The 21712-nt window shown below is 67.2% G+C and carries 15 protein-coding genes; 7 read left to right on the forward strand and 8 right to left on the reverse strand.

Annotation, left to right across the window (positions count from 1 at the left end):
* Positions 1-18: 18 nt before the first annotated feature.
* A complete protein-coding gene (locus tag MC380_RS03965) occupies positions 19-3051 on the reverse strand; it encodes an Rne/Rng family ribonuclease (RefSeq protein WP_242163176.1) in 3033 nt (1010 codons plus the stop codon).
* Between the two features lie 476 nt (positions 3052-3527).
* Between MC380_RS03965 and MC380_RS03970 the strand changes: the two genes are divergently transcribed.
* Positions 3528-4529: an RluA family pseudouridine synthase gene (locus MC380_RS03970; RefSeq protein ID WP_242163178.1), complete on the forward strand. Its 1002-nt coding sequence runs from the start codon at positions 3528-3530 to the stop codon at positions 4527-4529.
* Between the two features lie 100 nt (positions 4530-4629).
* Here MC380_RS03970 and MC380_RS03975 read toward each other — a convergent pair whose 3' ends face one another.
* Complete coding sequence (locus MC380_RS03975) at positions 4630-4971, reverse strand: 4a-hydroxytetrahydrobiopterin dehydratase (protein WP_242103935.1); 342 nt, start codon at positions 4969-4971, stop codon at positions 4630-4632.
* Between the two features lie 100 nt (positions 4972-5071).
* On the opposite strand from MC380_RS03975, the gene MC380_RS03980 reads away from it, so the two are divergent.
* Entirely contained in the window at positions 5072-5668 is a 597-nt protein-coding gene (locus MC380_RS03980; RefSeq protein ID WP_242103934.1) for an NfuA family Fe-S biogenesis protein, read from the forward strand.
* 54 nt (positions 5669-5722) lie between these two features.
* Positions 5723-7369, forward strand: a complete 1647-nt coding sequence (locus tag MC380_RS03985) for a transmembrane repetitive protein (protein ID WP_242163180.1) — start codon at positions 5723-5725, stop codon at positions 7367-7369.
* A 137-nt stretch (positions 7370-7506) separates the two neighbouring features.
* Here MC380_RS03985 and MC380_RS03990 read toward each other — a convergent pair whose 3' ends face one another.
* Positions 7507-7956, reverse strand: coding sequence for a cytochrome c (locus MC380_RS03990; RefSeq protein ID WP_242103932.1), 450 nt, complete (start codon positions 7954-7956; stop codon positions 7507-7509).
* A gap of 8 nt (positions 7957-7964) precedes the next feature.
* On the reverse strand, positions 7965-8339 hold the full coding sequence (locus MC380_RS03995; protein ID WP_242163182.1) for a cytochrome c: 375 nt from the start codon (positions 8337-8339) through the stop codon (positions 7965-7967).
* A 372-nt stretch (positions 8340-8711) separates the two neighbouring features.
* On the opposite strand from MC380_RS03995, the gene MC380_RS04000 reads away from it, so the two are divergent.
* From MC380_RS04000 to MC380_RS04010, 3 genes are all read left to right on the forward strand, one after another.
* Entirely contained in the window at positions 8712-9791 is a 1080-nt protein-coding gene (locus MC380_RS04000) for an efflux RND transporter periplasmic adaptor subunit (RefSeq protein ID WP_242103930.1), read from the forward strand.
* 146 nt (positions 9792-9937) lie between these two features.
* Positions 9938-13468: an efflux RND transporter permease subunit gene (locus MC380_RS04005; RefSeq protein ID WP_242163184.1), complete on the forward strand. Its 3531-nt coding sequence runs from the start codon at positions 9938-9940 to the stop codon at positions 13466-13468.
* A gap of 1 nt (position 13469) precedes the next feature.
* The gene (locus tag MC380_RS04010) at positions 13470-16574 is read left to right on the forward strand and encodes an efflux RND transporter permease subunit (RefSeq protein ID WP_242163187.1); all 3105 of its coding nucleotides are present in this window, start codon (positions 13470-13472) and stop codon (positions 16572-16574) included.
* A 16-nt stretch (positions 16575-16590) separates the two neighbouring features.
* Here MC380_RS04010 and MC380_RS04015 read toward each other — a convergent pair whose 3' ends face one another.
* The 3 genes from MC380_RS04015 to MC380_RS04025 all read right to left on the reverse strand — a co-directional run bounded on the left by MC380_RS04015 (position 16591) and on the right by MC380_RS04025 (position 19595).
* On the reverse strand, positions 16591-17802 hold the full coding sequence (locus tag MC380_RS04015) for a TraB/GumN family protein (protein WP_242103927.1): 1212 nt from the start codon (positions 17800-17802) through the stop codon (positions 16591-16593).
* A 240-nt stretch (positions 17803-18042) separates the two neighbouring features.
* A complete protein-coding gene (locus MC380_RS04020; protein WP_242103926.1) occupies positions 18043-18804 on the reverse strand; it encodes an alpha/beta hydrolase in 762 nt (253 codons plus the stop codon).
* Positions 18805-18989: 185 nt separating this feature from the next.
* Positions 18990-19595: a TetR/AcrR family transcriptional regulator gene (locus MC380_RS04025; RefSeq protein ID WP_242103925.1), complete on the reverse strand. Its 606-nt coding sequence runs from the start codon at positions 19593-19595 to the stop codon at positions 18990-18992.
* 105 nt (positions 19596-19700) lie between these two features.
* On the opposite strand from MC380_RS04025, the gene MC380_RS04030 reads away from it, so the two are divergent.
* Complete coding sequence (locus tag MC380_RS04030; RefSeq protein ID WP_242163189.1) at positions 19701-20783, forward strand: diguanylate cyclase; 1083 nt, start codon at positions 19701-19703, stop codon at positions 20781-20783.
* Here MC380_RS04030 and MC380_RS04035 read toward each other — a convergent pair.
* The gene (locus tag MC380_RS04035; protein ID WP_242103923.1) at positions 20780-21664 is read right to left on the reverse strand and encodes a carbon-nitrogen hydrolase; all 885 of its coding nucleotides are present in this window, start codon (positions 21662-21664) and stop codon (positions 20780-20782) included. The genes MC380_RS04030 and MC380_RS04035 overlap by 4 nt on opposite strands.
* Positions 21665-21712 lie beyond the last annotated feature (48 nt).

The following is a 21712-nucleotide window of genomic DNA, read 5'->3' on the forward strand; positions in this document are numbered from 1 at the left end:
CCCGCGTTGCCTCGTCAATCAGGCCCCGCGTTCGCCGGCTGCGGCCTTGCCGTCTTCGGACTCCCGGGTGACCGCGTTGGCCGCGGCCTCCGCCGGATCGGCGATGTTCGCGGGCGCCGCGGGTAGCGGATCGAACAGACCCGGAACAGCGACCTCGGTTTCTACATTTTCCATCGCGCCCGATGCGGCCGACGTCTGTTCGGGGGTCACGGTCTCGTCAGCGGAGGGGAGTACCGGATCCACCAAAACCACGTTGTTGCTGGGTGCAGGTTCGATCGGATCGACGGGCGAGGGCGCAACGTCGGTTTCGGCAGCCACCAGCGCATCGATTTGCTCGGAGGCATCGATCCCGGCAGGTTCGGTCTGCTCGTCCGCGGGAGGCCGGGACCCGATCTGCGGCGCGGCAGGGTACTGCGTGTCGGCGAGTTGAGGCGCAGTCAGGTCGGCGCCCGGTGCCTGCATCTGGTCGGTTTGGTCGGGTCGTCGCGAATGCTGCTCGCGCTCCGGCGCGACGACCTGCAACGCCGCTGTTTGCGTGTCGATCAGGCGCGTTGCCTGCGGGTCCTGTGCCCGTGGCGCATCGCCACCCACGATCTCGAGCGCGCCCTGCCTGGAATCGATCAGCCTCACCGGCGCGGGAACGTCCTCGAAATCGAACTCCGGCTGCGAGTCGCTGGCCGCCAACGTGTGGCCGTCCGCAGCGTCGTCCTGCAGCGCCTCGATGGCGTCGGCGGCAGCGCCCGTGGCCATGGCCTCGCCTCCCTTGCGACGGCGACGGCCACCGCGGCGTCCGCGCCTGCGACGTCCGCTGCCTTCGGCGCCGGCCTGGCTTTCGTCATCGTGGGCATCGGTGCCCACGGTCGTGGACGCGACCTCGGACGCGTCGGCGGCCGCGGTCCGCACGTTGGCGGATGGGGCTTCCTGACGGACTGGGCTGGTGGTCGGGGTAGGGGCGGGCACGCTCACGGCAGCGCCGGGCTCTGCGGGCACCGACGCGATGTCCTTGCGCGCAGCATCTTCCGCCGCGCGCAGCTGGCCCGGTTCGACCGGTCTGGCTTCCTGGGTCTGCGGCTTGGCCTGCTTCTGTGGGCCTGCCTGCCTGGGTTGCTTCTGCTTTTGCGCCTTGTCCTGCTTGGGCTGCTGCGCCGGCTGCGGTTGCGGCTGCGCCGGTGCCTGTGCACGCCGCTCGTCGCGGCGTGATTGGTCGCGACCCGGGCGGCTGCCGCGCCCGTCGCGCTCGCGGCGCTGGCCATCGCGGCCTTCCCGCTTCTGGCGTGCGTTCTCGTCGCTCTGGCGGGTCGCCGGTGCGGCCGCGGCCGTAGCGGAAGTACCGCCGAACATCGACTTCAGCCAGCCAACGAGGCCACCGCTGGCAGGTGCCGCCGCGACCGGCGCTGGCGCGGGCGCCGACACGGCCACCGGTTCCGGACGCGGTTCGCGGATCGGAGCGGGCTGCGCCGGCTTGACGTTGCGCACCGCGGCCGGCGGCGGCACGTTGAGATTGGCCTTGGTCAGGGCGATGGTGCTCAGCTTGCGCGGGGTCCCGCGCTGATAGCTGGGCCTGGACGATTCCTCGCCCAGTTCGTTCTCACGCAGACGCGTGACCTCGTAGTGCGGAGTTTGCAGCTGCTCGTCGGCGACGATCACGATTGGAGCCTCGTGGCGCTGCTCGATCTCGGCCAATGCGCGGCGCTTCTCGTTGAGCAGGTAGTTGGCGATCTCCACCGGCGCCTGCACCAGCACCTGGCCGGTGTTGTCCTTCATCGCGTGCTCCTCGGCGACGCGGATGATCGACAGCGACAGCGATTCCACGCTGCGCATGCGGCCATGGCCTTCGCAGGTGGGGCAGACCAGCTGGCTGGATTCGCCCAGGCTCGGACGCAGGCGCTGGCGCGACATTTCCATCAGGCCGAAGCGGGAGATCCGGCCCAGCTGCACGCGGGCGCGGTCGTACTTGAGCGCGTTCTGCAGCTTGTTCTCGACGTCGCGCTGATGCTTGTTCGACGACATGTCGATGAAGTCGATCACCACCAGGCCGCCCAGGTCGCGCAGCCGCATCTGGCGCGCGACTTCCTCGGCCGCTTCCAGGTTGGTGTTGAACGCGGTTTCTTCGATGTCACCGCCCTTGGTGGCGCGCGCTGAGTTCACGTCGATCGCGGTCAGCGCCTCGGTCTGGTCGATCACCAGGGCGCCGCCGGAGGGCAGGCGCACCGTGCGCTCGTAGGCATTCTCGATCTGGGACTCGATCTGGAAGCGGTTGAACAGCGGGGTGTCGTCGGTGTAATGCTTGAGTTTGCGCAGGTTGTGCGGCATGACCTGCTGCACGAATTCCTTCGCTTCCTCGTACATCTCCGGCGTGTCCACCAGGATTTCGCCGATGTCGGCACGCATGTAATCGCGCAGGGCGCGGATGATCAGGCGCGACTCCTGGTAGATCAGGAACGGGGAGGGCTTGCTCAGCGCAGCCTCGGCCACCGCCCGCCAGATGCTGAGCAGATAGTCCAGGTCCCACTGCAGTTCTTCCGCGTCGCGGCCCACGCCGGCGGTGCGGATGATCACACCCATGTCGTCGGGAATGGTCAGCGCATCCATCGCCTTCTTCAGCTCGGCGCGATCGTCGCCCTCGATCCGGCGCGAGACGCCGCCGGCCGTGGGCGAGTTCGGCATCAGCACCATGTAGCGGCCGGCCAGCGAGATGAAGGTGGTCAGCGCGGCGCCCTTGTTGCCGCGCTCCTCCTTGTCGACCTGGACGACGACTTCCTGGCCTTCGCGCAGCAGTTCCTTGAGCGAACCCTTGTTGGGGTCGACGCCGGACTGGAAGTAATCGCGGGAAATTTCCTTCAGCGGCAGGAAGCCGTGGCGCTCGGCGCCGTACTCGACGAAGGCGGCTTCCAGCGAAGGCTCGAGCCGGGTGATGCGGCCCTTGTAGATGTTGGACTTCTTCTGTTCCTTGGACGGCTGCTCGATATCGATGTCGTAGAGCGTCTGGCCGTCGACGATCGCCACGCGCAGTTCTTCTGCCTGCGTGGCATTGATCAGCATGCGTTTCATTGTTGCGTTCCTCGCGCGCTTCAGCACGCGGAACGCCGAGGCGTTTCGTCTGGACCTGCAACCGGCGGCCGGCCGCGCAAGGCGCAGCGGCAGCCCGATGTTTCCAGCGCTGCAACACCACGGCATGCCGCGGGAGCGCTTCATTCTTCTGGTGTGTTACTGGGCCGGCGGCGCTTTTGGCCGGTCACTGGGCGGGTTGGGTCGCCCGTCAGGACCAGGCCGCGGCATCGCGCGGGACATGTTCTTGCGCAGGCGTCCTGCATTCCATCCGGAAGCAGAGCCTGGCGATGGCCGGGTTTGCCGATCAGCCGCTAACATGTCCGCCCCTGGGGCGGTGGCCGCGCACTGCATCGGAATTCGCGGGAGCGGGGTTTTCGGCCCATGCCGGCGGACAGCAACGCTGTCGAACGGCGACAACTCCCTAGCGAAATCAAACCTTTATCTCGCGGGCTGAGTGTAACAGACCAAGGCCCACGATGACCCGTTCAGATTCCAAGACCACGGACAGGCCCGCCGGTGCCGGCGTGCGCCTGGTGCGCGTGCCGGAGGACCGCGCCGGGCAGCGTCTCGACAACTTCCTCCTGGGCGAGCTCAAGGGAGCGCCCAGGTCATTGATTTACAAGGTGGTGCGCAGCGGCCAGGTCCGGGTCAACGGCGGCCGGGCCAAGGCCGAGCGCCGGCTCGAGACTGGGGACGAGATCCGGATTCCCCCGGTTCGTCTCAGCGAGGCCGGCGACAAGGGTCGGCCGGCGGCGGGGCTGCTGGAGGCGATGGCGGCCAGCATCGTGTTCGAAGACGCGCGCCTGCTGGCGATCAGCAAGCCCTCAGGAGTGGCCAGCCACGGCGGCAGCGGCATCGGCTTCGGGGTGATCGAGACCCTGCGGGCATTGCGCCCGGACGAAACACTGGAGCTGGTGCACCGACTCGACCGGGACACATCGGGCCTGATGGTGGTGGCGAAGAAGCGCTCGGCGCTGCTCGAATTGCAGGCCCTGATGCGGGAAGACCCTGCCGATGGGAAGCCGGGCATCAGCAAGCGCTATCTCGCGCTGCTGGTCGGCCGGATGCCGGACGGGGTGATGTCGGTGGACGCGCCGCTGCACGTCGGGCTGCGCCAGGGTGGCGAGCGGCACGTGCAGGTCGTATCGGATAGAAGCGGCGCAGGCGGCAAACCGTCGCTCAGCCACTTTCGGGTCCTGGAGCGGCGCGGTGGGCACAGCTATTGCGAAGTGCGGATCGAGACCGGCCGCACCCACCAGATCCGCGTGCATGCCCAGCACATCGGCCATCCGGTGGCGGGCGACGACAAATACGGCGAGCCGGAGGTCAACCGGCGGCTGCGGGAGCAGGCGGGCCTGCGGCGACTGTTCCTGCATGCCGCGTCGTTGGAGTTCGCTCTCGACGCGGGCAGGACGCCTTACGTGCTCAATGCGCCGCTGGCACCGGAACTGATGGATGTGCTGGATCGGCTGGCCTGACGGCGTTGCGGGTTGCACGCCAGAGGGGCGCCGGATCGTTGGCCTCGCGCACGCGACACGAGTGGCGCCGCGCGCATCTTGCCGGTTGGGGTAATCGGAATCAGGAGGCCAGCGCGTCGGCCTTCGCCGCACAAATGAAGTCGTTCTCGCTCAATCCGCCCACGTCGTGGGTCGAATAACGCACCACGACGCGGTCGTAATGCACGCCGAGGTCGGGATGGTGGTCTTCGCGGTTGGCCATGTGCGCCAGCGCGTTGACGAAGGACATGGTCCGGTAATAGTCCTTGAACGCGAAGGTCCTGGACAGCGCATGGCCGTTCTCGGCGATTTCCCAGCCGGGCAATTCAGGCATGAGTTCGCGGATCCGGGCTTCGCCCAGCCGGTGCTCGCTGCCCTTGCGGGGAATGCAATGGGCCTGGGCCAGGGGGATAAGATCGGTCATCACGGGCTCCTCCCGCTGGAGCATGAACGCCGGATGGCGGCTGGAACGCCCTGCGTGCAGCCATGGGCGGACGGATGAGTCAGGCCGATAGAATACGCCCATGATCCAGATTACCGAATCCGCGCAGACCCACTTCCGCAAGCTGATCGAGCGCGAGGAGATCGCCGGTCTTGGCGTCAAGCTGGCCGCAGTGAACCCGGGCACCGCGCATGCCGACGTGCGTCTTGAATTCGCAGAAAGCGCCGACCTGCAGGGCGATGAATGGGCGATCGACTGCGAAGGCTTCACCCTCTGGCTCGACGCCGCAAGCGCACCGTTCCTCGATGGCGCGCTGATCGATTACGAACACAAGACGACCGGCGGCCAGCTGCAGATACGCGCGCCGAAGATCAAGGGCGAAGTGCCTTCGGAATCGGCCTCGCTGGTGGAGCGCGTGCGCTGGGTGGTGGAGCACGAGATCAATCCGCAGCTGGCGCAGCACCGCGGCAACGTGGCCGTGCAGGAAGTCACCGCCGAAGGCGTGGTGGTCCTGCGTTTCGGCGGCGGCTGCCATGGCTGTGGCATGGCTGATGTCACCCTGAAACAGGGCATCGAAAAAACCCTGATGGAGAAGGTGGAGGGCGTGACCGCGGTTCGCGACGCGACCGATCACGACAGCGGCGCCGCGCCGTACATCGCGCGGGACCACGCCGCTTGAGCGCACCGCCGCAAGATGCGCACCGCGCGTCCTGACGGCTGAAGGCGGCGCGGCATGTATTCGTCCCACGAACTGATCGAGGCGCTGCTCGCGCGGGGCCGCAAACGCCTGTGGTTCCGCAACCAGGCCGAAGAAACTCCGCCGGGCGAGTTCCCACCCGGCTGGAAAGCATGGTTCGCGTCCATGCGCGAACGCGCCGGCGCGGTCACCGGCGCAACCGCCGAGGCCATCGTCGCGATTTTCCTGCGGCGCGAGCTGGCGATGCCGGCCCCGCGCAGTGCTGACCTCAACCGCTGGCAGGCGTTCGGCGCGCTCTGGCGTCAGCAGTGGCATGCATCGGAGCCGGAAACCGCGCGCGATCGCATCGTCGCCGTGGTCGTCACCTTGCTGGTGCATCTGGTGCTGGCGATCCTGCTGTTGTGGATCGCTTATGTGCGTTTCATGGGCATGCCCCCGCCGCCCGGCGAGGATGTCGTGCAGGTGGAATACATTGGCGAAGGCACACCCGAGGAAACCGGCGGCGGCGCGCCTGCGGCCGAAACGATCATCGAACTGCCCGAGGCCGCGGCAGCCGCACGCCCGGATGCTGCCTCCGAACCGGCGCCGGCCGCTCCGGCGGCACCGCCCACGGAACCAACTCCACAGCCGCCGTCCGAAGCGCAGGCGCAGCAGCCGCTCGTGGTGACCGAGACGCCCGTACCCGATTCCGATTTCGTCGTACCGCCCACCACGCCGCCCGAGCTGCAGGTGACCACGCCGCAACTCGAACGCCCCACCTTGCAGGCGATCGAGCGCGAGGTGCAGGTTGTCGAGACGCCAACCCCGCCTGCGATCAGGCCACAGGTCGCCGAAAGACCCGTGGAGGTGCCACAGGTACAGCCGGCCCAGGTGGAGGTACGTACGCGCGATGTGCCGTTGCTGCCCCGCCCGCAAGCCATCCCCCAGGTGGCCGAACAGACGCAGCCGGCCCCACGCATCGACGCGCCGGCGCAGCAGGTCCGCGCACGGGACATCCCCCTGGCGTCTTCCAGCGGCCAGCAACGCACGCCCCAGCCGGCCACCGGCACCGCACCTGCGGCGACCCCGTCGCCGTCCGGGACTTCGCCCTCGTCCAGCGCATCCACACCGAGCGGTCGGCCCGCCGCGAGCAGCGGCGATCGGCCCGCGGCAGCCACGGCCGGACGCGGGGCCAGCCCGATCGCACCGCCGGGTGCCTGGCCCACGCCGCAGCGTGGGGACGACTGGGGCGAATCCGATCGCAATCGGCCTGGTGGCAACGCCGGGACGCAGTCGGGCCTGTTCAATGCCGACGGCAGCCCGAAGCTGCCACCGGGTACTGCGGCGCCCGGCGGCGGCTTCCCCCCGGGTAGCGACAACTGGACGCGGGACCAGCTCGATCGCTACGGCACCTGGTCCAAGCGTCCACCGATCGGCTACGAGCCGACCCGCTTCGACCAGTACTGGATTCCCAGCGGCACGCTGCTGGAAGAGTGGGTGCGGCGCGGCATCAAGAGCATGGCGATCCCGATCCCGGGAACCTCGAAGAAGATCAACTGCACCATCTCCCTGCTGCAGCTGGGCGGGGGATGCGGGATCAGCGACCCGAACCTGCAGGATCAGGAAGCCATCGCCCGACCGCCGCCGGACATCCCGTTCAAGCCCGAACTCCAGGAAGACCAGGACGCGCTCAAGCAGCCGTAACCTGGCGCTATCCCCGGCGGGCGGCGTTCCTGGCGCCCGCTCGCCGGAATCCACGTCGGCGTGCTTCGAGCGGCGATCCGCCATGGAAAAGGGGCCTTGCGGCCCCTTTTTCTTCTACCCGACGCGACGATCCGCTCTCAGTTCGTGCCGTGCAGGTCGCGCAGCTGGCTCGGACGCGAGCCGAAATAGGCGGCCAGGTCGGCGATCTGCTGGTCGCTCAAGTCCTTGGCCTGCTGCGACATCAGCGCGTGCTCGCGGTCGCCATCGCGGTACATCTGCAGCGAGTGCGCGATGTAGTCGTGGTACTGGCCGCCCAGCTTGGGATAGGTCGCGTCGATCGGCGCATTGCCGTCCTTGCCATGGCAGTCGATGCAGGACTGGCCGGTGGCCTTGCCCCTGGTGTTGGCCTGTTTTTCGCCCGCGTCGATGTGTCCGGGGGGCAAGCCTGCGGACGACGAGGTGTGTCCCTCCGCACGGTCGGCGGCGGAATGCTCGGCGGGCGTATCGCCCGACGAACACGCGGCCAGGGCGAGCGCAAGCAGGGAGGCGGTGAGGAGGATGCGGGTCCGGGTCATGGTCGTGGTCATGGCAGGGCTCACGGCTTCAGGGCCGACAGATAGGCGGCGATATCGGCGATGTCCTGCTCGGAAAAGCTCTGCGACTGCGCCTGCATGGTGGGGTGCTTGCGCGTGCCCCTGCGGTACTCGCCCAGCGCGTTGAACAGGTACTGCTCGGACTGCCCGCCGATCCGCGGCACGTGGTAGTTCGGGTACGCGTTCTTGTAGCCGGTGACGCCGTGGCATCCCTGGCAGGTGTAGGTAAGGGCCTTGCCACGGGCCGCGTCGCCCTGGAGTGCGCCCTGCACCGGCGCCGCGGGCTGGCTTGCCGGGGCTGGGGTCTGCGCTAGGGCGGTCGGGGCTAGTACGCAGGCAAGCGCAAGGCAGGCGGCGATCGGCAACGGTCGCGTCATGTCGTGGTTCCGCAATCCTGATGGCTGGAAAACTGGCTGTCGCTGCGCCGCGAACCCCTGCGTCGCGCAATCCGGACAGTATAGCCGGCGCGTCCAAATCGTTCACGGTCTGTCCGGACGGTGCGGCATACGATCGGAAAACCGCAAGTTCGCCCGCAATCGCCATCGTTGGCGCTGGGATGCAACCGCCGTGCGGCCTCGCGCATCCCTTGGAGCATCGGGTTCGAGCGTGACTTTCCGCACCATGACTTAAGGCGGATGTCATCGAGCCTTTGGGTGATATACCTTGCTACAACACCATTGGGGCTAGCGATCATGTCCGTGTCGAACCATTCTGCCGCCTCGCGTCCCTCGCGAGCCGGGCTTCCTGCCATGTCGGCGGCACTGCTGCTGGCCCTGATCGCCGTCCTCGCCGGATGCAAGAAGGGAGGCGAGGCCCAGGCCAAGGACAAGGAAGACAAGGGGCCCGAGGCGGTACCGGTGGAAGTGGTCGCGGTGGCACGTCGCCCGATCGCCGCGAGCTATTCCGGGACCGCGCCGCTGGAAGCCCGCGCCGAATCCCAGGTGGTCGCCAAGACCTCCGGCGTCGCCCTTGCGGTGCTGGTGGAGGAAGGCCAGATGGTGCGTGCCGGCCAGGTGCTGGTCCGGCTCGATCCCGACCGCGCACGCCTGCAGGCCGCGCAGAGCGCGGCGCAGATGCGCAAGCTGGAAGCCAACTACGCGCGCTCGACCCAGTTGTCCAAGCAGCAGCTGATCAGTGCGAACGATTTGGACCAGCTCAAGTACGACCTGGAGAACGCGCGGGCCGTCAACCGCCTGGCGAACCTGGAACTGTCCTATGCCAACGTGGTCGCGCCGATCTCCGGCGTGATCGCCTCGCGCTCGATCAAGACCGGCAACTTCGTCCAGATCAACACCCCGATCTTCCGCATCGTCGATAACTCGCGTCTGGAAGCCACGCTCAACGTGCCCGAGCGCGAACTGGCGACCCTCAAGCCGGGCCAGCCGGTGTCGATGCAGGTCGATGCCATCCCCGGCCGGAAGTTCGAGGGCGTCGTCGATCGCGTCGCGCCTGTGGTGGACTCGGGCAGTGGCACGTTCCGCGTGATCGCCGCCTTCGCCGGTGGCGGACTGCTCCAGCCCGGCATGTTCGGGCGCGTGCGCATCGACTATGACCAGCGCGCGGATGCGATCGTCATCCCGCGGGTCGCGCTGCTGGAAGGCGAGGGCGATCCGGCCGTGTTCACCGTGCGCGCCGGCAAGGCGGTGCGGGTGCCGGTGAAACTCGGTTACGTCGATGGCGCCTGGGCTGAACTGCGCTCGGGTCTGAAGCTCGGTGAGCCGGTGGTCACCGCGGGCAAGGTCGCATTGCGCGATGGCAGCGCGGTGCAGGTACTGGGTCAGCCCGAGACGAGGACCGCGGCGGCACCGGCCACCACCAAAAAGCAGTAGCCCAAGAGGCCGCAGCCGATAGTTCCTGCGCGGCCGGGGCGTAGCGCCCCGGATCGCGAGCGCCAACCCCGCATCGCAATAGCCACATACACGTCGAGCCGCGCGAATCCGCGGAGCACCGATCACCACACAGGTCGCACTGGCGCATGAACACAGGTTCCGAGCACAAGTCCTCCCATCCGCCGGTGCCCGGATCTGGCGCCGGTTTCAGCCTGGTCGAGTTCTCGACCCGTCGCCGGGTGACCGTGGCGATGGTGACCCTCACCTTCGTGATGTTCGGCCTGATCGCGCTGAGCGAGCTGAAGGTCAATCTGCTGCCGGACCTGAGCTACCCGACGCTCACCGTGCGGACCGAATACGCCGGCGCCGCACCGGCCGAGATCGAAACCCTGATCAGCGAACCGGTGGAAGAGGCCGTGGGCGTGGTCAAGGGCCTGCGCAAGCTGAAGTCGGTTTCGCGCACCGGACAGAGCGACGTGGTGCTCGAGTTCGCCTGGGGCACCGACATGGACCAGGCCAGCCTCGAGGTCCGCGACAAGATGGAGATCGTGCAGCTGCCACTCGAGGCCGAGCCTCCCGTGCTGCTGCGCTTCAATCCCAGCACCGAGCCGATCATGCGCCTGGTGCTTGCCGCGAAGGGTGGGGATGACGACAGCATCCGCCGTCTGACCGAATTGCGCCGCTATGCCGACGACGATCTGAAGAAGAAGCTCGAGCCGGTCGACGGCGTGGCTGCGGTGAAGGTCGGCGGCGGTCTCGAAGACGAAGTCCAGGTCGATATCGACCAGCAGAAGCTCGCCCAGCTCAATCTCCCGATCGACACCGTCATCCAGCGACTGCAGCAGGAGAACGTCAACATCTCCGGTGGGCGGCTGGAGGAAGGCACCCAGCGCTACCTGGTGCGCACGGTCAACCAGTTCGCCAGCGTCGAGGAAATGCGCGAGATGCTGGTGACCACCCAGAGTGCCGGTGGCGGCGGCGCTGCGAGCGCAGCCGAGGAAATGGCGCGCGTTGCCGCCGCCTCGGGCGACGCGGCTGCGATGGCCGCGGCCGCGCGTGCGCAGAGCAGTTCGAGCAGTTCGACGACGGTTGCCGGCGGCATGCCGGTGCGTCTGAAGGACGTCGCCGACGTGCGCCAGGGTTTCAAGGAGCGCGAAGCAATCATCCGCCTGGGCGGCAGGGAAGCGGTCGAGCTGGCCATCTACAAGGAGGGCGATGCGAATACCGTCGCCACTGCGGATGCCATCTCCAGGCGACTCGAACAGCTCAAGGAGCAGATGCCCGCGGACATCGAACTGACGGTGATCGACGACCAGTCGCAGTTCATCCGTCACGCCATCAGCGACGTCAAGATGGACGCCGTGATCGGCGGCTTCCTGGCGGTGCTGATCATCTTCCTGTTCCTGCGCGATGGCTGGAGCACGTTCGTGATCGGCCTGTCGTTGCCGGTCTCGATCATCGCCACCTTCTTCTTCATGGGCCAGTTCGGGCTGAGCCTCAACGTGATGTCGCTGGGCGGCCTTGCGTTAGCCACGGGCTTGGTGGTGGACGACTCGATCGTGGTCCTGGAATCGATCGCCAAGGCGCGCGAACGAGGTCTCGGAATCCTCGAAGCCGCCATCGCCGGTACCCGCGAAGTGAGCGTGGCCGTGGTTGCGTCCACGCTGACCACGATCGCCGTGTTCCTGCCGCTGGTGTTCGTGCAGGGCATTGCCGGGCAGCTGTTCCGCGACCAGGCGCTGACGGTGGCGCTGGCGATCTTCATGTCGCTGATCGTGTCGATGACGCTCATCCCGATGCTCAGCGCGCTGCGGGGTCGTCCTTCCGGAAGTTTCGCTGAAGAACCGCCGCATCCGCGCTGGCAGCCGCGCGCGAAGTGGCAGAAGCCAGTCGCAGTCGGCAAGCGCGGAATCGGGTTCGCATTGCGTGGGTTCTTCTACGGCCTGGCCTGGCTCGTGGTCAGGCTGTGGTGGGGCATCGGCGCCGTTGTCGGCCCGGTGATGCGCAAGTTCAGCGATCTGGCGATGGCCCCCTACGATCGCGCCGAGCGCGGCTATCTGCGGTTGCTGCCCAATGCCCTGCGCAGGCCGACCCTGGTCCTGGTACTGGCGGCGGCGGCGTTCTTCGGTGCCCTGATGCTGGTGCCGATGCTCGGCGCGGATCTGATCCCGCAGCTGGCGCAGGACCGCTTCGAAATGACGGTGAAGCTGCCGCCGGGCACGCCGCTGCGCGAGACCGATGCGCTGGTGCGCGACCTGCAGGTTGCGCACAGCAAGGACGAGGGCATACGTGCGCTCTACGGCGTCAGCGGTACCGGCACGCGGCTGGACGCCAATCCAACCGAAAGCGGAGAGAACATCGGCAAGCTGAGCGTGGTGATGGCCGATGGCGGCAGCAAGGAACTGGAAGCGGCCGAAACCGAGAAGCTGCGCGCGAGCATGCGCAACCACCCCGGCGCGCAGGTCGACTTCGCAAGGCCCGAACTGTTCAGTTTCTCGCCGCCGCTGGAAATCGAGCTGCAGGGCCAGGACCTGGAGGGCATCGAGCGCGCCGGGCAGCAGCTCGCGGCGATGCTGCGCAAGAACCCGCACTACGCGGACGTGAGCTCGACCGTGGAGGAGGGCTTCCCCGAGATCCAGATCCGCTTCGACCAGGATCGTGCCGGGGCTTTGGGCCTGTCGACGCGCCAGATCGCCGACGTGGTGGTGAAAAAGGTGCGCGGCGACGTCGCCACGCGCTACAGCTTCCGCGACCGCAAGATCGACGTGCTGGTGCGCGCGCGCGAAACCGATCGTGCCTCGATCGACGACATCCGCCGGCTGATCGTGAATCCGGGCAGCGGTCGCCCGGTCACGCTGGAGTCGGTGGCCGATGTCGTTGCGACCACCGGTCCAAGCGAGATCCATCGTGCCGACCAGGTGCGAGTGGCGATCGTCTCGGCCAACCTGCGCGGCATCGACCTGGGCGGCGCGGTGCAGGAACTACAGGACATGGTGGACGAGCAGCCGCTGGGCGCCGACGTGCGCATGCATATCGGCGGCCAGGGCGAGGAGCTGCAGCAGTCGATCAATTCGCTGATGTTCGCGTTCGGCCTGGCGATATTCATGGTCTATCTGGTGATGGCATCGCAGTTCGAGTCGCTGCTGCACCCGTTCGTGATCCTGTTCACCATCCCGCTGGCCCTGGTGGGTGCGGTGCTTGCCCTGTTCCTGACCCGCTCGCCGGTATCGGTAGTGGTGTTCATCGGCTTGATCCTGCTGGTCGGGCTGGTGGTCAAGAACGCGATCATCCTGATCGACAAGGTCAACCAACTGCGCGAGGCCGGCGTGGCCAAGCGTGAGGCGCTGGTCGAAGGCGCACGCTCGCGCCTGCGCCCGATCATGATGACCACGCTGTGCACGCTGTTCGGATTCCTGCCGCTCGCGCTGGCCTTCGGCGAAGGCGCGGAAGTGCGTTCGCCGATGGCGATCACGGTGATCGGCGGCCTGCTGGTTTCGACCTTGCTGACCCTGGTGGTGATTCCGGTGGTGTACGACCTGCTCGATCGGCGTGCGGATGCCTATTACCGCGAACGCGGACGCCGTGCGCGACGCGAGGCGCGTGAAGTGGCCGAGCACGTGGCCCATGACCAGGATCCGCTGGACGACGCCGATGGCCTGACCGAAGGAGCGCGCTGACGTGAGCGTCGCCGAACTCAGCATCAAGCGTCCGGTCACTACGGTGATGTTGTTCGTGTCGCTGTTCGTGATCGGGCTGATCGCGGCGATCCGGTTGCCCCTGGAAGCGTTCCCGGAGGTCTCGCCGCCCTTCCTCTTCGTGCAGCTGCCGTATCCGGGTTCCACTCCGGAGGAAGTCGAGCGCACCGTGCTGCGCCCGGTGGAAGAGGCGATTTCCACCATGACCGGCATCAAGCGCATGGATGGGCAGGCCAATTCGGAAGGGGCCCAGATCTTCCTGCAGTTCTCGGACTGGGAGCGCGATGTCGCGATCGCCGCATCCGAGGCGCGCGAACGCATCGACGCGATCCGCGACGACCTGCCCGACGACCTGCAGCGCTACAACGTGATGAAGTTCAGCACCACCGACGAACCGGTGCTGCGCGTGCGTCTGGCCAGCGCGACCGACCTGACCGGCGCGTACGCGATGATCGATCGCGAGTTCAAGCGCCGGATCGAGCGCATTCCCGGCGTCGCCCGGGTGGAGGTCACCGGCGCCGCCCCGAACGAGGTCGAGATCGCGATCGAGCCCGACCGGCTCACCGCCCATGGCATCAACCTCAACGACCTGACCACGCGCCTGCAGGCAGTGAACTTCTCGGTATCTGCCGGCCAGATCGAGGACGGCGGGCGCCGCCTGCGGGTGCAGCCGGTGGGCGAGGTCACCGATCTGCAGCAGCTGCGTGATCTGGTGCTCGACACCCGCGGCACCCGGCTGGGTGATATCGCTGACGTGCGTCTGAAACCTTCGCGCCTCACCTATGGGCGCCGCCTCGACGGTCGTCCCGCCATCGGCTTGGACATCTTCAAGGAGCGCAACGCCAACCTGGTCGAAGTCTCGCGCAACGCGCTGGCCGAAGTGGAGGCGATCAGGAAGGACCCCGCGCTCAGCGACATCCAGGTGATCATCATCGAGAACCAGGGCGACAGCGTGACCTCGTCGCTGATCGAGCTGGCCGAGGCCGGCGGCATCGGCCTGGTGTTGTCGATCATCGTGCTGTGGTTCTTCTTGCGGCATTGGCCTTCGGTGGCGATGGTGAGCCTGGCGATCCCGATCTGCTTCGTGATGACGCTCGGATTCATGTACTTCTTCGGCGTCACCCTCAACATCCTGTCGATGATGGGCCTGCTGCTGGCGGTCGGCATGCTGGTCGACAATGCCGTGGTAGTGGTGGAGAGCATCTACCAGGAACGGGAGAAGATGCCCGACCAGCCGCGCCTGGCTTCGATCATCGGCACCCGGCACGTCGCGATCGCGCTATCGGCGGGCACCCTGTGCCACTGCATCGTGTTCCTGCCCAACCTGTTCGGCGAGCGCAACTTCCTGAGCATCTACCTGGGTCAGATCGCGATCACGATCTCGGTGTCGCTGCTGGCGTCCTGGCTGGTGGCCGTGAGCCTGATCCCGATGATCTCGGCGCGCCTGAAGACGCCTCCCGCGCTGCATTCGACCACCGGCGTGATCCCGCGATTGCAGAAGCGTTACGCGGGGCTGTTGCGCTGGACCCTCGAGCACCGGGGCTGGAGCGTGGCCGGCATCCTGCTGATCGTGGCAGTGAGCATCGCGCCGATGGTGCTGACCAAGAAGAACATGTTCGGCGGCGACGACGCCGGCGAGGTCGACCTGTACTATCAGTGGAAGGGCGCCTACACCAAGGAGCAGATGTCCGGCGAGGTGCTCAAGGTCGAGCGGTTCCTCGACGAAAACCGCAAGAAGTTCCACATTACCCAGATCTATTCCTATTTCAGCGAGGAAGGTTGGGGCGGCACCAAGATCACCTTCGACACCAAGGATGCGAGCACGACCAAGCCACTGGTGGAAGCGATCCGCAAGGCGCTGCCCAAGTCAGCGCGCGCCAACATAGGCATCGGCAACCAGGGTGGTCCCGGCGGGGGTGGCGGACCGGGCGAGAACGTGTCGGTACAGCTCACGGGCGATTCGTCCCAGGTGTTGGCCGAGCTGGCGCGCGACATCGTGCCGATTCTGGCCAAGCGCAAGGAGCTGCGGGACGTGCGCGTGGATACCGGCGACCAGAACAGCGAGCTGTCGGTCCGGGTCGACCGCGAGCGGGCCGCTGCGTTCGGATTCAGCGCGCAGCAGGTGGCGCAGTTCGTCGGCCTCGCGTTGCGCGGCGCGCCGCTGCGCGAGTACCGCAGCAACGATACCGAGGTGCCGGTGTGGGTGCGCTTCGCCGGCGCCGAGCAGTACGGTACCGGCGACCTGGAATCGTTCATGGTGCGTACGCCCGACGGCCGCTCGGTGCCGCTGCTGGCGATGGTGGACGTGGCGGTGCGCCCCTCCGCCACCCAGGTGTCGCGCGCCAACCGCCAGACCACGCTGGCGATCCAGGCCAGCCTGGGCGAAAAGGTGACCATGCCCGATGCGCGCAAGGCGATGGAGGAAACCCTCAAGGGCGTGGCTTTCCCGGCCGGGTACGGCTTCACCTTCGAGGGTGGTGGCTTCCAGGACGAGGACGACGCCAACAAGCAGATGATGTTCAACCTGCTGATCGCGCTGGTGATGATCTATGTGGTGATGGCAGCGGTGTTCGAATCGCTGCTGTTCCCGTCGGCGATCATGTCCGGCGTGCTGTTCTCGGTGTTCGGCGTGTTCTGGCTGTTCTGGATCACGAGCACCGAGTTCAACATCATGGCTTTCATCGGCATCCTGGTGCTGATGGGTGTGGTGGTGAACAACGGCATCGTGATGATCGAGCACATCAACAACCTGCGCCGGCGCGGCCTGTCGCGCACGGACGCGCTGGTGGAAGGCAGCCGGGAACGCCTGCGTCCGATCCTGATGACTATGGGCACGGCGATCCTGGCGATGGTGCCGATCGCGATCGGCGATACCGCGATGGCTGGCGACGGGCCCGCGTATTACCCGATGGCGCGCGCCATCGCCGGCGGCCTGGCGTTCTCCACGCTGGTCAGCCTGCTGTTCCTGCCCACGATCTACGCGATGCTCGACGACCTGCGCAATGCGACCGCGCGCGGCATGCGCAAGGCGCGGCTGCGCAGGGGCGAGCAGCTGCCCGCGGCGGTGGCTGCGATCAGCGTCGATTGATGGCCTTTTTGCAGGTTCAGCCGGCCAGCTTCGCCAGCATCCTCGCGCCGCCGGTCCACACGCCGATGGCGGTGCCGAGGCTGGTGAGGAAGAAATTCAGCAGGACGCGCGAGACGCGGTTGCGCCACCAGCCCCTGAGTGTCTGCACGTCGTCGCGCAGGGCCATGAAGTCGGCGTAGGTCGGCTTGCGTACCCAGGCTTCGATCAGGCCGCTGATGGTGCCCGAAGCGAGCGCAGGATGCAGAGGCGTGACCGGCGACGAGATGAAGGCGCCGAGGATGCTGAGCGGATGGCCACCGGCGACGGCGCAGCCCAGCGCGCCCAGGCCACCGGTCCACAGCACCCAATACAGCATCAGGTCGGTGCCGACATCCAGGCCGCCGCGCCAGAAACCCCAGGCGAAACCGCCGAGTACGAAGGCCGTCAGCAGCAGGGTGAACCAGGGGACTTTCGATTTCTCGGCGACGCTGTCCAGCTCCGCGCGCAGGGCTTCCGGGTCGCCATGCTCCTCGCGCAGGTGCTGCGCCAGCCCCTGCAGGTGTCCGGCGCCGACCACCGCCAGCACGTGCCTGGCATCGCCGCTCGTTTCGCGCAACCTGGCCGCCATGTAACGGTCGCGCTCGGCGATGACCGTTTCGTACAGGGCAGGGTTCTCCGCGGCGAACTCGCCGAAGCTGGCCTCCAGCAGGTCGCCCTGCTTGAGTTTCTCGATCTCGTCGTGGCCGACTTCCTCGTCGGCGAACAGCGACGCCATCAGCCCGCCGCCGAGTTTGGCGCGCGCCCACCAGCCAAGCTTCTGCGATGCGCGCCTGAACGTGATGCCGACGTCGCGGTCGATCAGGTTCATCGGCAGGCCGCGCGCATGCGCTTCGGTGACCGCTGCCTTGAGCTCCGCGCCAGGTTCGATGCCCAGCTGCTCGGCCAGCCGCCGCTGGTACGCCGCCAGCCCCAGGTTGGCCGCGAACAGGGCGGCTTTGCCCTCGCGCAATACCTTGACCAGATCGAGCTTGCCCATGGCGTCGGGCTCGCTGATCGCGCGCAGCCGGCCTTCGTCCAGCTCGACCGCCACACTGTCGAATTGCCCGCTGTCGATGGCCGCGCGTACCGCATCCACGCTCGCGCGGGACACGTGCGCGGTGCCGAGCAGGGTGTAATGCACGCCTTCGCGCTCGACAATCGCATGCGGTTGTCCTGCGAGAAATGGGGGCGTTGCGGGGTCTGCGGCCATCGGCTACGTCGGAGGGGAAGGGCCGCGCAGCATAGCGTTCCCGGCTGGCCCGGCAAACCGACCGCTCACATGGGCATGTCCGCGATACGAAAGCGTGCGAAGGCGAGGACCGTTGCGATTTCGCCGCTTCGACGTTCGATCATCCACTGCTTGTGCCCGGACGCGAAGAGGAGACCCGGCGCGCTATCCGAGGGATTGGTCAGGTCGTCGCATTCATCCGCCCAGGCGCAGCTGCGGTACTCATGCGAATCCGTATGGCAGATTCGGGCTGGACACCACCCGCTGGCCGACAGTCTCGCCGCGCAGGAACCGCAGGCTGGCGGCAATCACGCTCTGATCGTCGGCGATGCGATGGTGGCCCAGGCCGCGCGTGCTCACGAGCCACGAGTCAGCCCAATAGCGCGCATAGCGTTCGCCTTCCGACCAGGGCACCTCGCGATCTTCCAGGTCGTGCACGATCAGCGCCGGTTGTGCGATCCGCGGCGCCAGGTTCTGCGCCTGCAGTTCCTCGACGGAAAACCGCATGCTGCGCTCGAACATCGCGAACATCCGCCGGCTCAGGTGGCGCGCCAGCCCGACCATGCGCGCGAACTGTTCGGCCATCACCAACGGATCGGCCGGCGGCGCGATCAGCACCGCCCGTCTTGCCTGCAAGCCGTGCGCGAGTGCGACCGCTGCCGCGGCTCCGCCGAGCGAGTGTCCGATCACGGCTGCCGCAGGCCCATAGCGGCGTCCAACCGCGAGCAGGTGACAGGCGAACTCCGGAAGGTTGGTCTGGGTGCCGTCGCTTCTGCCATGCGCGGCCTGGTCGAAAGTCACCACCGCGTAACCCGCGGCGCGCAGCGGTGCGATCCAGTTCGCAACCCGTGTGCCGTGGCTGGACCAGCCATGCGCGAACAGGACATACGGTTGGTGCAGCGGATCGCCCCAGCGATAGACGTGGATGGAGAGACCGTCGATCAGGAGATCCGTCTCCTGCGCGTCGTATGTGGGCGCGGTCATCGCGCGTCGTCGCGCAGACGGGTGCGGCAGGGTGAACAGGCGCCCGGCCCGTTGTACCGCCGTGCTCGGCATGAACCAGCCCTGCAATCGGAAGCTGGTTCGCAGGGTCGCGAGGATCAGATAGTTGCGAACGATCGTGCTAATTTTCGTGGAGGAAGCAGGCATGCGAGCACCTCATCCAGCGATCAGGCGGTGGGGGAATGGGCGGCGATCCAGCGCTCCAGCGCAGCATCGCCGTGGCGGCGTGCACGCTCGTAGCCGAACAGGCCGGCCTCGTGCAGCATCGCCAAGGGCATCGCGTACAGCTCGAATGCGTACTGGTCGGTGTCGCCGTCGCGCAGATGGCCGCAGTCGATCGCGAGCTGCGCTGCGCGTTGCAATTCGGAGCGCCAGCGCTGTTCGTTGTGCAGCACCTGATCGCGCAGCGGGCCCGGACGGTCGTCATACTCGCTGACCGATCCCACCAGCACGCAGCCGCCGGCTTCCAGTCGCCCCCATTCGAACCAGTTGCGCATGATCGCGCGCAGCCGCGGGAGCCCACGTGGCTGCGACAGGGCGGCAATCAGTACATATTCTCCGAACCGCGTCGCCGCAGATTGCAGCACCGCCAGCTGCAGTTCCTCGCGCGAGCCGAAGTGGGCGAAGACTCCGCTCTTGGACATGCCGACCGCCTGTGCAAGCGGGCCGAGCGACAACCCCTCGATGCCGGCGAAACGGGCGATCTCATAGGCCCGGTCGAGGATCGTTTCGCGGGTGGCGGCACCCTTCGGGGTTGCGGTCAGCGCATTCATGCACAAAGACTAGCACGACCGTTCGTTTTATTTTAGCCGTTCGTCGGTTTGGTCTACGCTTGCGCCAAGCTGGCCGAGCCGGGATGGCGGGGGCGAAAGGCGCGCATGAGCGAGGTTGGCATCTCCGCCACGGCGGCCAAACGGCTCGCGCATGCGCGATTTGCCAGCCGTATCTACAAGATGCGGGCGCTCGGACTGGGCACCGGCTGCATTGCGGTGGGGGGCGTGCTCTACGGCAACGGCGCTTCGTGGCCGTGGTGGGTCGCGTTGGTCGCCAATGGCGCCGTATGGCCGAGCTTCGCCTACTGGTGGGCGCGCCGCAGTGCCGATCCCCGGCGCGCGGAATTCCGCAACCTGACGATTGATTCGGCTGCAGGCGGCGTCTGGATCGCGGCCATGCAGTTCAACCTGATGCCGAGCCTGCTACTGGCGGTGATGCTCTCGGCCGACAAGATCGGGGTCGGCGGCTGGCGCTTCTTGCCGCGGACCGCGACCGCGCAGGCGCTCACCTGCGCGGTCACCTGGAGCCTGCTGGGGTTTCCGTTCCAGCCGCAGACCACACTGGTGGAAATGCTGTGGTGCATTCCGTTCGTGCTGGCGTATCCGCTCGCGCTGAGCACGCTGACCCATGCGCTCGGACGCGAAGTCGTGCGCCAGAACCGCATGCTCGAACGGTCGAGCAGGACGGACCCGCTGACCGGCCTGCCGAACCGGCGGCACTGGGAGGAGGCGGTGGCGGCGGAGTGCGCGCGGAGCGAACGCAGTGGCGGTCCGGCGGCGTTGCTGATGCTCGATGTCGACCTCTTCAAGGAAGTCAACGACCGTTACGGTCATCCGGTGGGCGATCGTGTCCTGCAGCAGGTCGCGCAGATCGTGCAGGCGGTTGTCCGCGAGGTGGACACGCCGGGACGCTTCGGCGGCGACGAATTCGGCGTTCTCCTCACAGACGCGTCGATGGCCGATGCCGAGCAGGTCGCGGAACGGATCCGCGCCGCAGTGGCGACGCTGCGCCTGGCCCATCTGCCCGAACGCATGCTCTCGGTCAGCATCGGCGTCGCCGCCAAGCCGCAGTTCGCGAGCGCCGGCGAATGGATCCGGCAGGCCGACCTGGCGCTGTACGCGGCCAAGCGGGAGGGACGCAACCGGGTCGCCTCCAGCGCAATGGATCCGGATATCGGGGAAGACTAGTCGCGATAGCGTTTGAGCAGGTCGCCGTAGGCGTCGATCCTGCGGTCGCGGAGAAATGGCCAGATCCGGCGCACGTGTTCGCTGCGCTGCAGGTCCACCTCGGCCATCAGGATCTCGGGCGCATCGCCCGCTTCGGCCAGGAATTCGCCCTGCGGCCCGAGCACATGACTGGCGCCCCAGAAGTCGATCCCGGCTGCATCCAAGGGCGACTGCTCATGGCCGACCCGGTTGCAGCTGAGCACCGGAAGCCCGTTGGCCACGGCGTGGCCGCGATGGCTGAGAATCCATGCATTACGTTGACGATCCTTCTCGGCCTGCTCGTCGTTCGGGTCCCAGCCGATCGCGGTGGGGTAGAGCAGCAGCTCCGCGCCGGCCAGCGCCATGAGCCGCGCGCCCTCCGGATACCACTGGTCCCAGCACACGAGCACGCCGAGCCGGCCGACAGAGGTATCGATCGGCTCGAAACCGAGGTCGCCCGGAGTGAAGTAGAACTTCTCGTAGAAGCCCGGATCGTCCGGGATATGCATCTTCCGGTACTTGCCCGCGATGCCGCCGTCGACATCGAACACTACGGCGGTGTTGTGGTACAGCCCGGCGGCGCGTCGTTCGAACAGCGAGCTGACCAGCACGACGCCATGCTGCTTTGCCAGGTTGCCCAGGCGCTCGGTACTCGGTCCGGGGATGGCTTCAGCCAGGTCGAATTCATCCACCGATTCGTGCTGGCAGAAGTAGGCGCCGTTGTGCAGTTCCTGCAGCAGGACCAGCTTGGCCCCGCGCCTGGCCGCCTCCGCCACGCGCGTTTCAATGACCGTCAGGTTGGCGTCGGCATCGCCGTGGTTGCGCTCCTGGATCAAGGCGACAGGGAGGGTGTTGCGCTTCATCGTCATCTGCGGTTCTGGTGGCGTGGTTATGGTACCCGCATGCACAGA

This window comes from Lysobacter sp. M15, assembly GCF_022662515.1.
Taxonomy (GTDB): domain Bacteria; phylum Pseudomonadota; class Gammaproteobacteria; order Xanthomonadales; family Xanthomonadaceae; genus JAKPBU01.

Bases quoted from the DNA above. Each gene is read 5' to 3' on its own strand.
- MC380_RS04005 (WP_242163184.1), top strand. From the start codon at position 9,938: ATGAACACAGGTTCCGAGCACAAGTCCTCCCATCCGCCGGTGCCCGGA.
- MC380_RS03970 (WP_242163178.1), top strand. From the start codon at position 3,528: ATGACCCGTTCAGATTCCAAGACCACGGACAGGCCCGCCGGTGCCGGC.
- MC380_RS04025 (WP_242103925.1), bottom strand. From the start codon at position 19,595: ATGAATGCGCTGACCGCAACCCCGAAGGGTGCCGCCACCCGCGAAACG.
- MC380_RS03965 (WP_242163176.1), bottom strand. From the start codon at position 3,051: ATGAAACGCATGCTGATCAATGCCACGCAGGCAGAAGAACTGCGCGTG.
- MC380_RS04000 (WP_242103930.1), top strand. From the start codon at position 8,712: ATGTCGGCGGCACTGCTGCTGGCCCTGATCGCCGTCCTCGCCGGATGC.
- MC380_RS03975 (WP_242103935.1), bottom strand. From the start codon at position 4,971: ATGACCGATCTTATCCCCCTGGCCCAGGCCCATTGCATTCCCCGCAAG.
- MC380_RS03995 (WP_242163182.1), bottom strand. From the start codon at position 8,339: ATGACGCGACCGTTGCCGATCGCCGCCTGCCTTGCGCTTGCCTGCGTA.
- MC380_RS04030 (WP_242163189.1), top strand. From the start codon at position 19,701: ATGAGCGAGGTTGGCATCTCCGCCACGGCGGCCAAACGGCTCGCGCAT.
- MC380_RS04035 (WP_242103923.1), bottom strand. From the start codon at position 21,664: ATGAAGCGCAACACCCTCCCTGTCGCCTTGATCCAGGAGCGCAACCAC.
- MC380_RS03980 (WP_242103934.1), top strand. From the start codon at position 5,072: ATGATCCAGATTACCGAATCCGCGCAGACCCACTTCCGCAAGCTGATC.
- MC380_RS03990 (WP_242103932.1), bottom strand. From the start codon at position 7,956: ATGACCACGACCATGACCCGGACCCGCATCCTCCTCACCGCCTCCCTG.
- MC380_RS03985 (WP_242163180.1), top strand. From the start codon at position 5,723: ATGTATTCGTCCCACGAACTGATCGAGGCGCTGCTCGCGCGGGGCCGC.
- MC380_RS04020 (WP_242103926.1), bottom strand. From the start codon at position 18,804: ATGACCGCGCCCACATACGACGCGCAGGAGACGGATCTCCTGATCGAC.
- MC380_RS04015 (WP_242103927.1), bottom strand. From the start codon at position 17,802: ATGGCCGCAGACCCCGCAACGCCCCCATTTCTCGCAGGACAACCGCAT.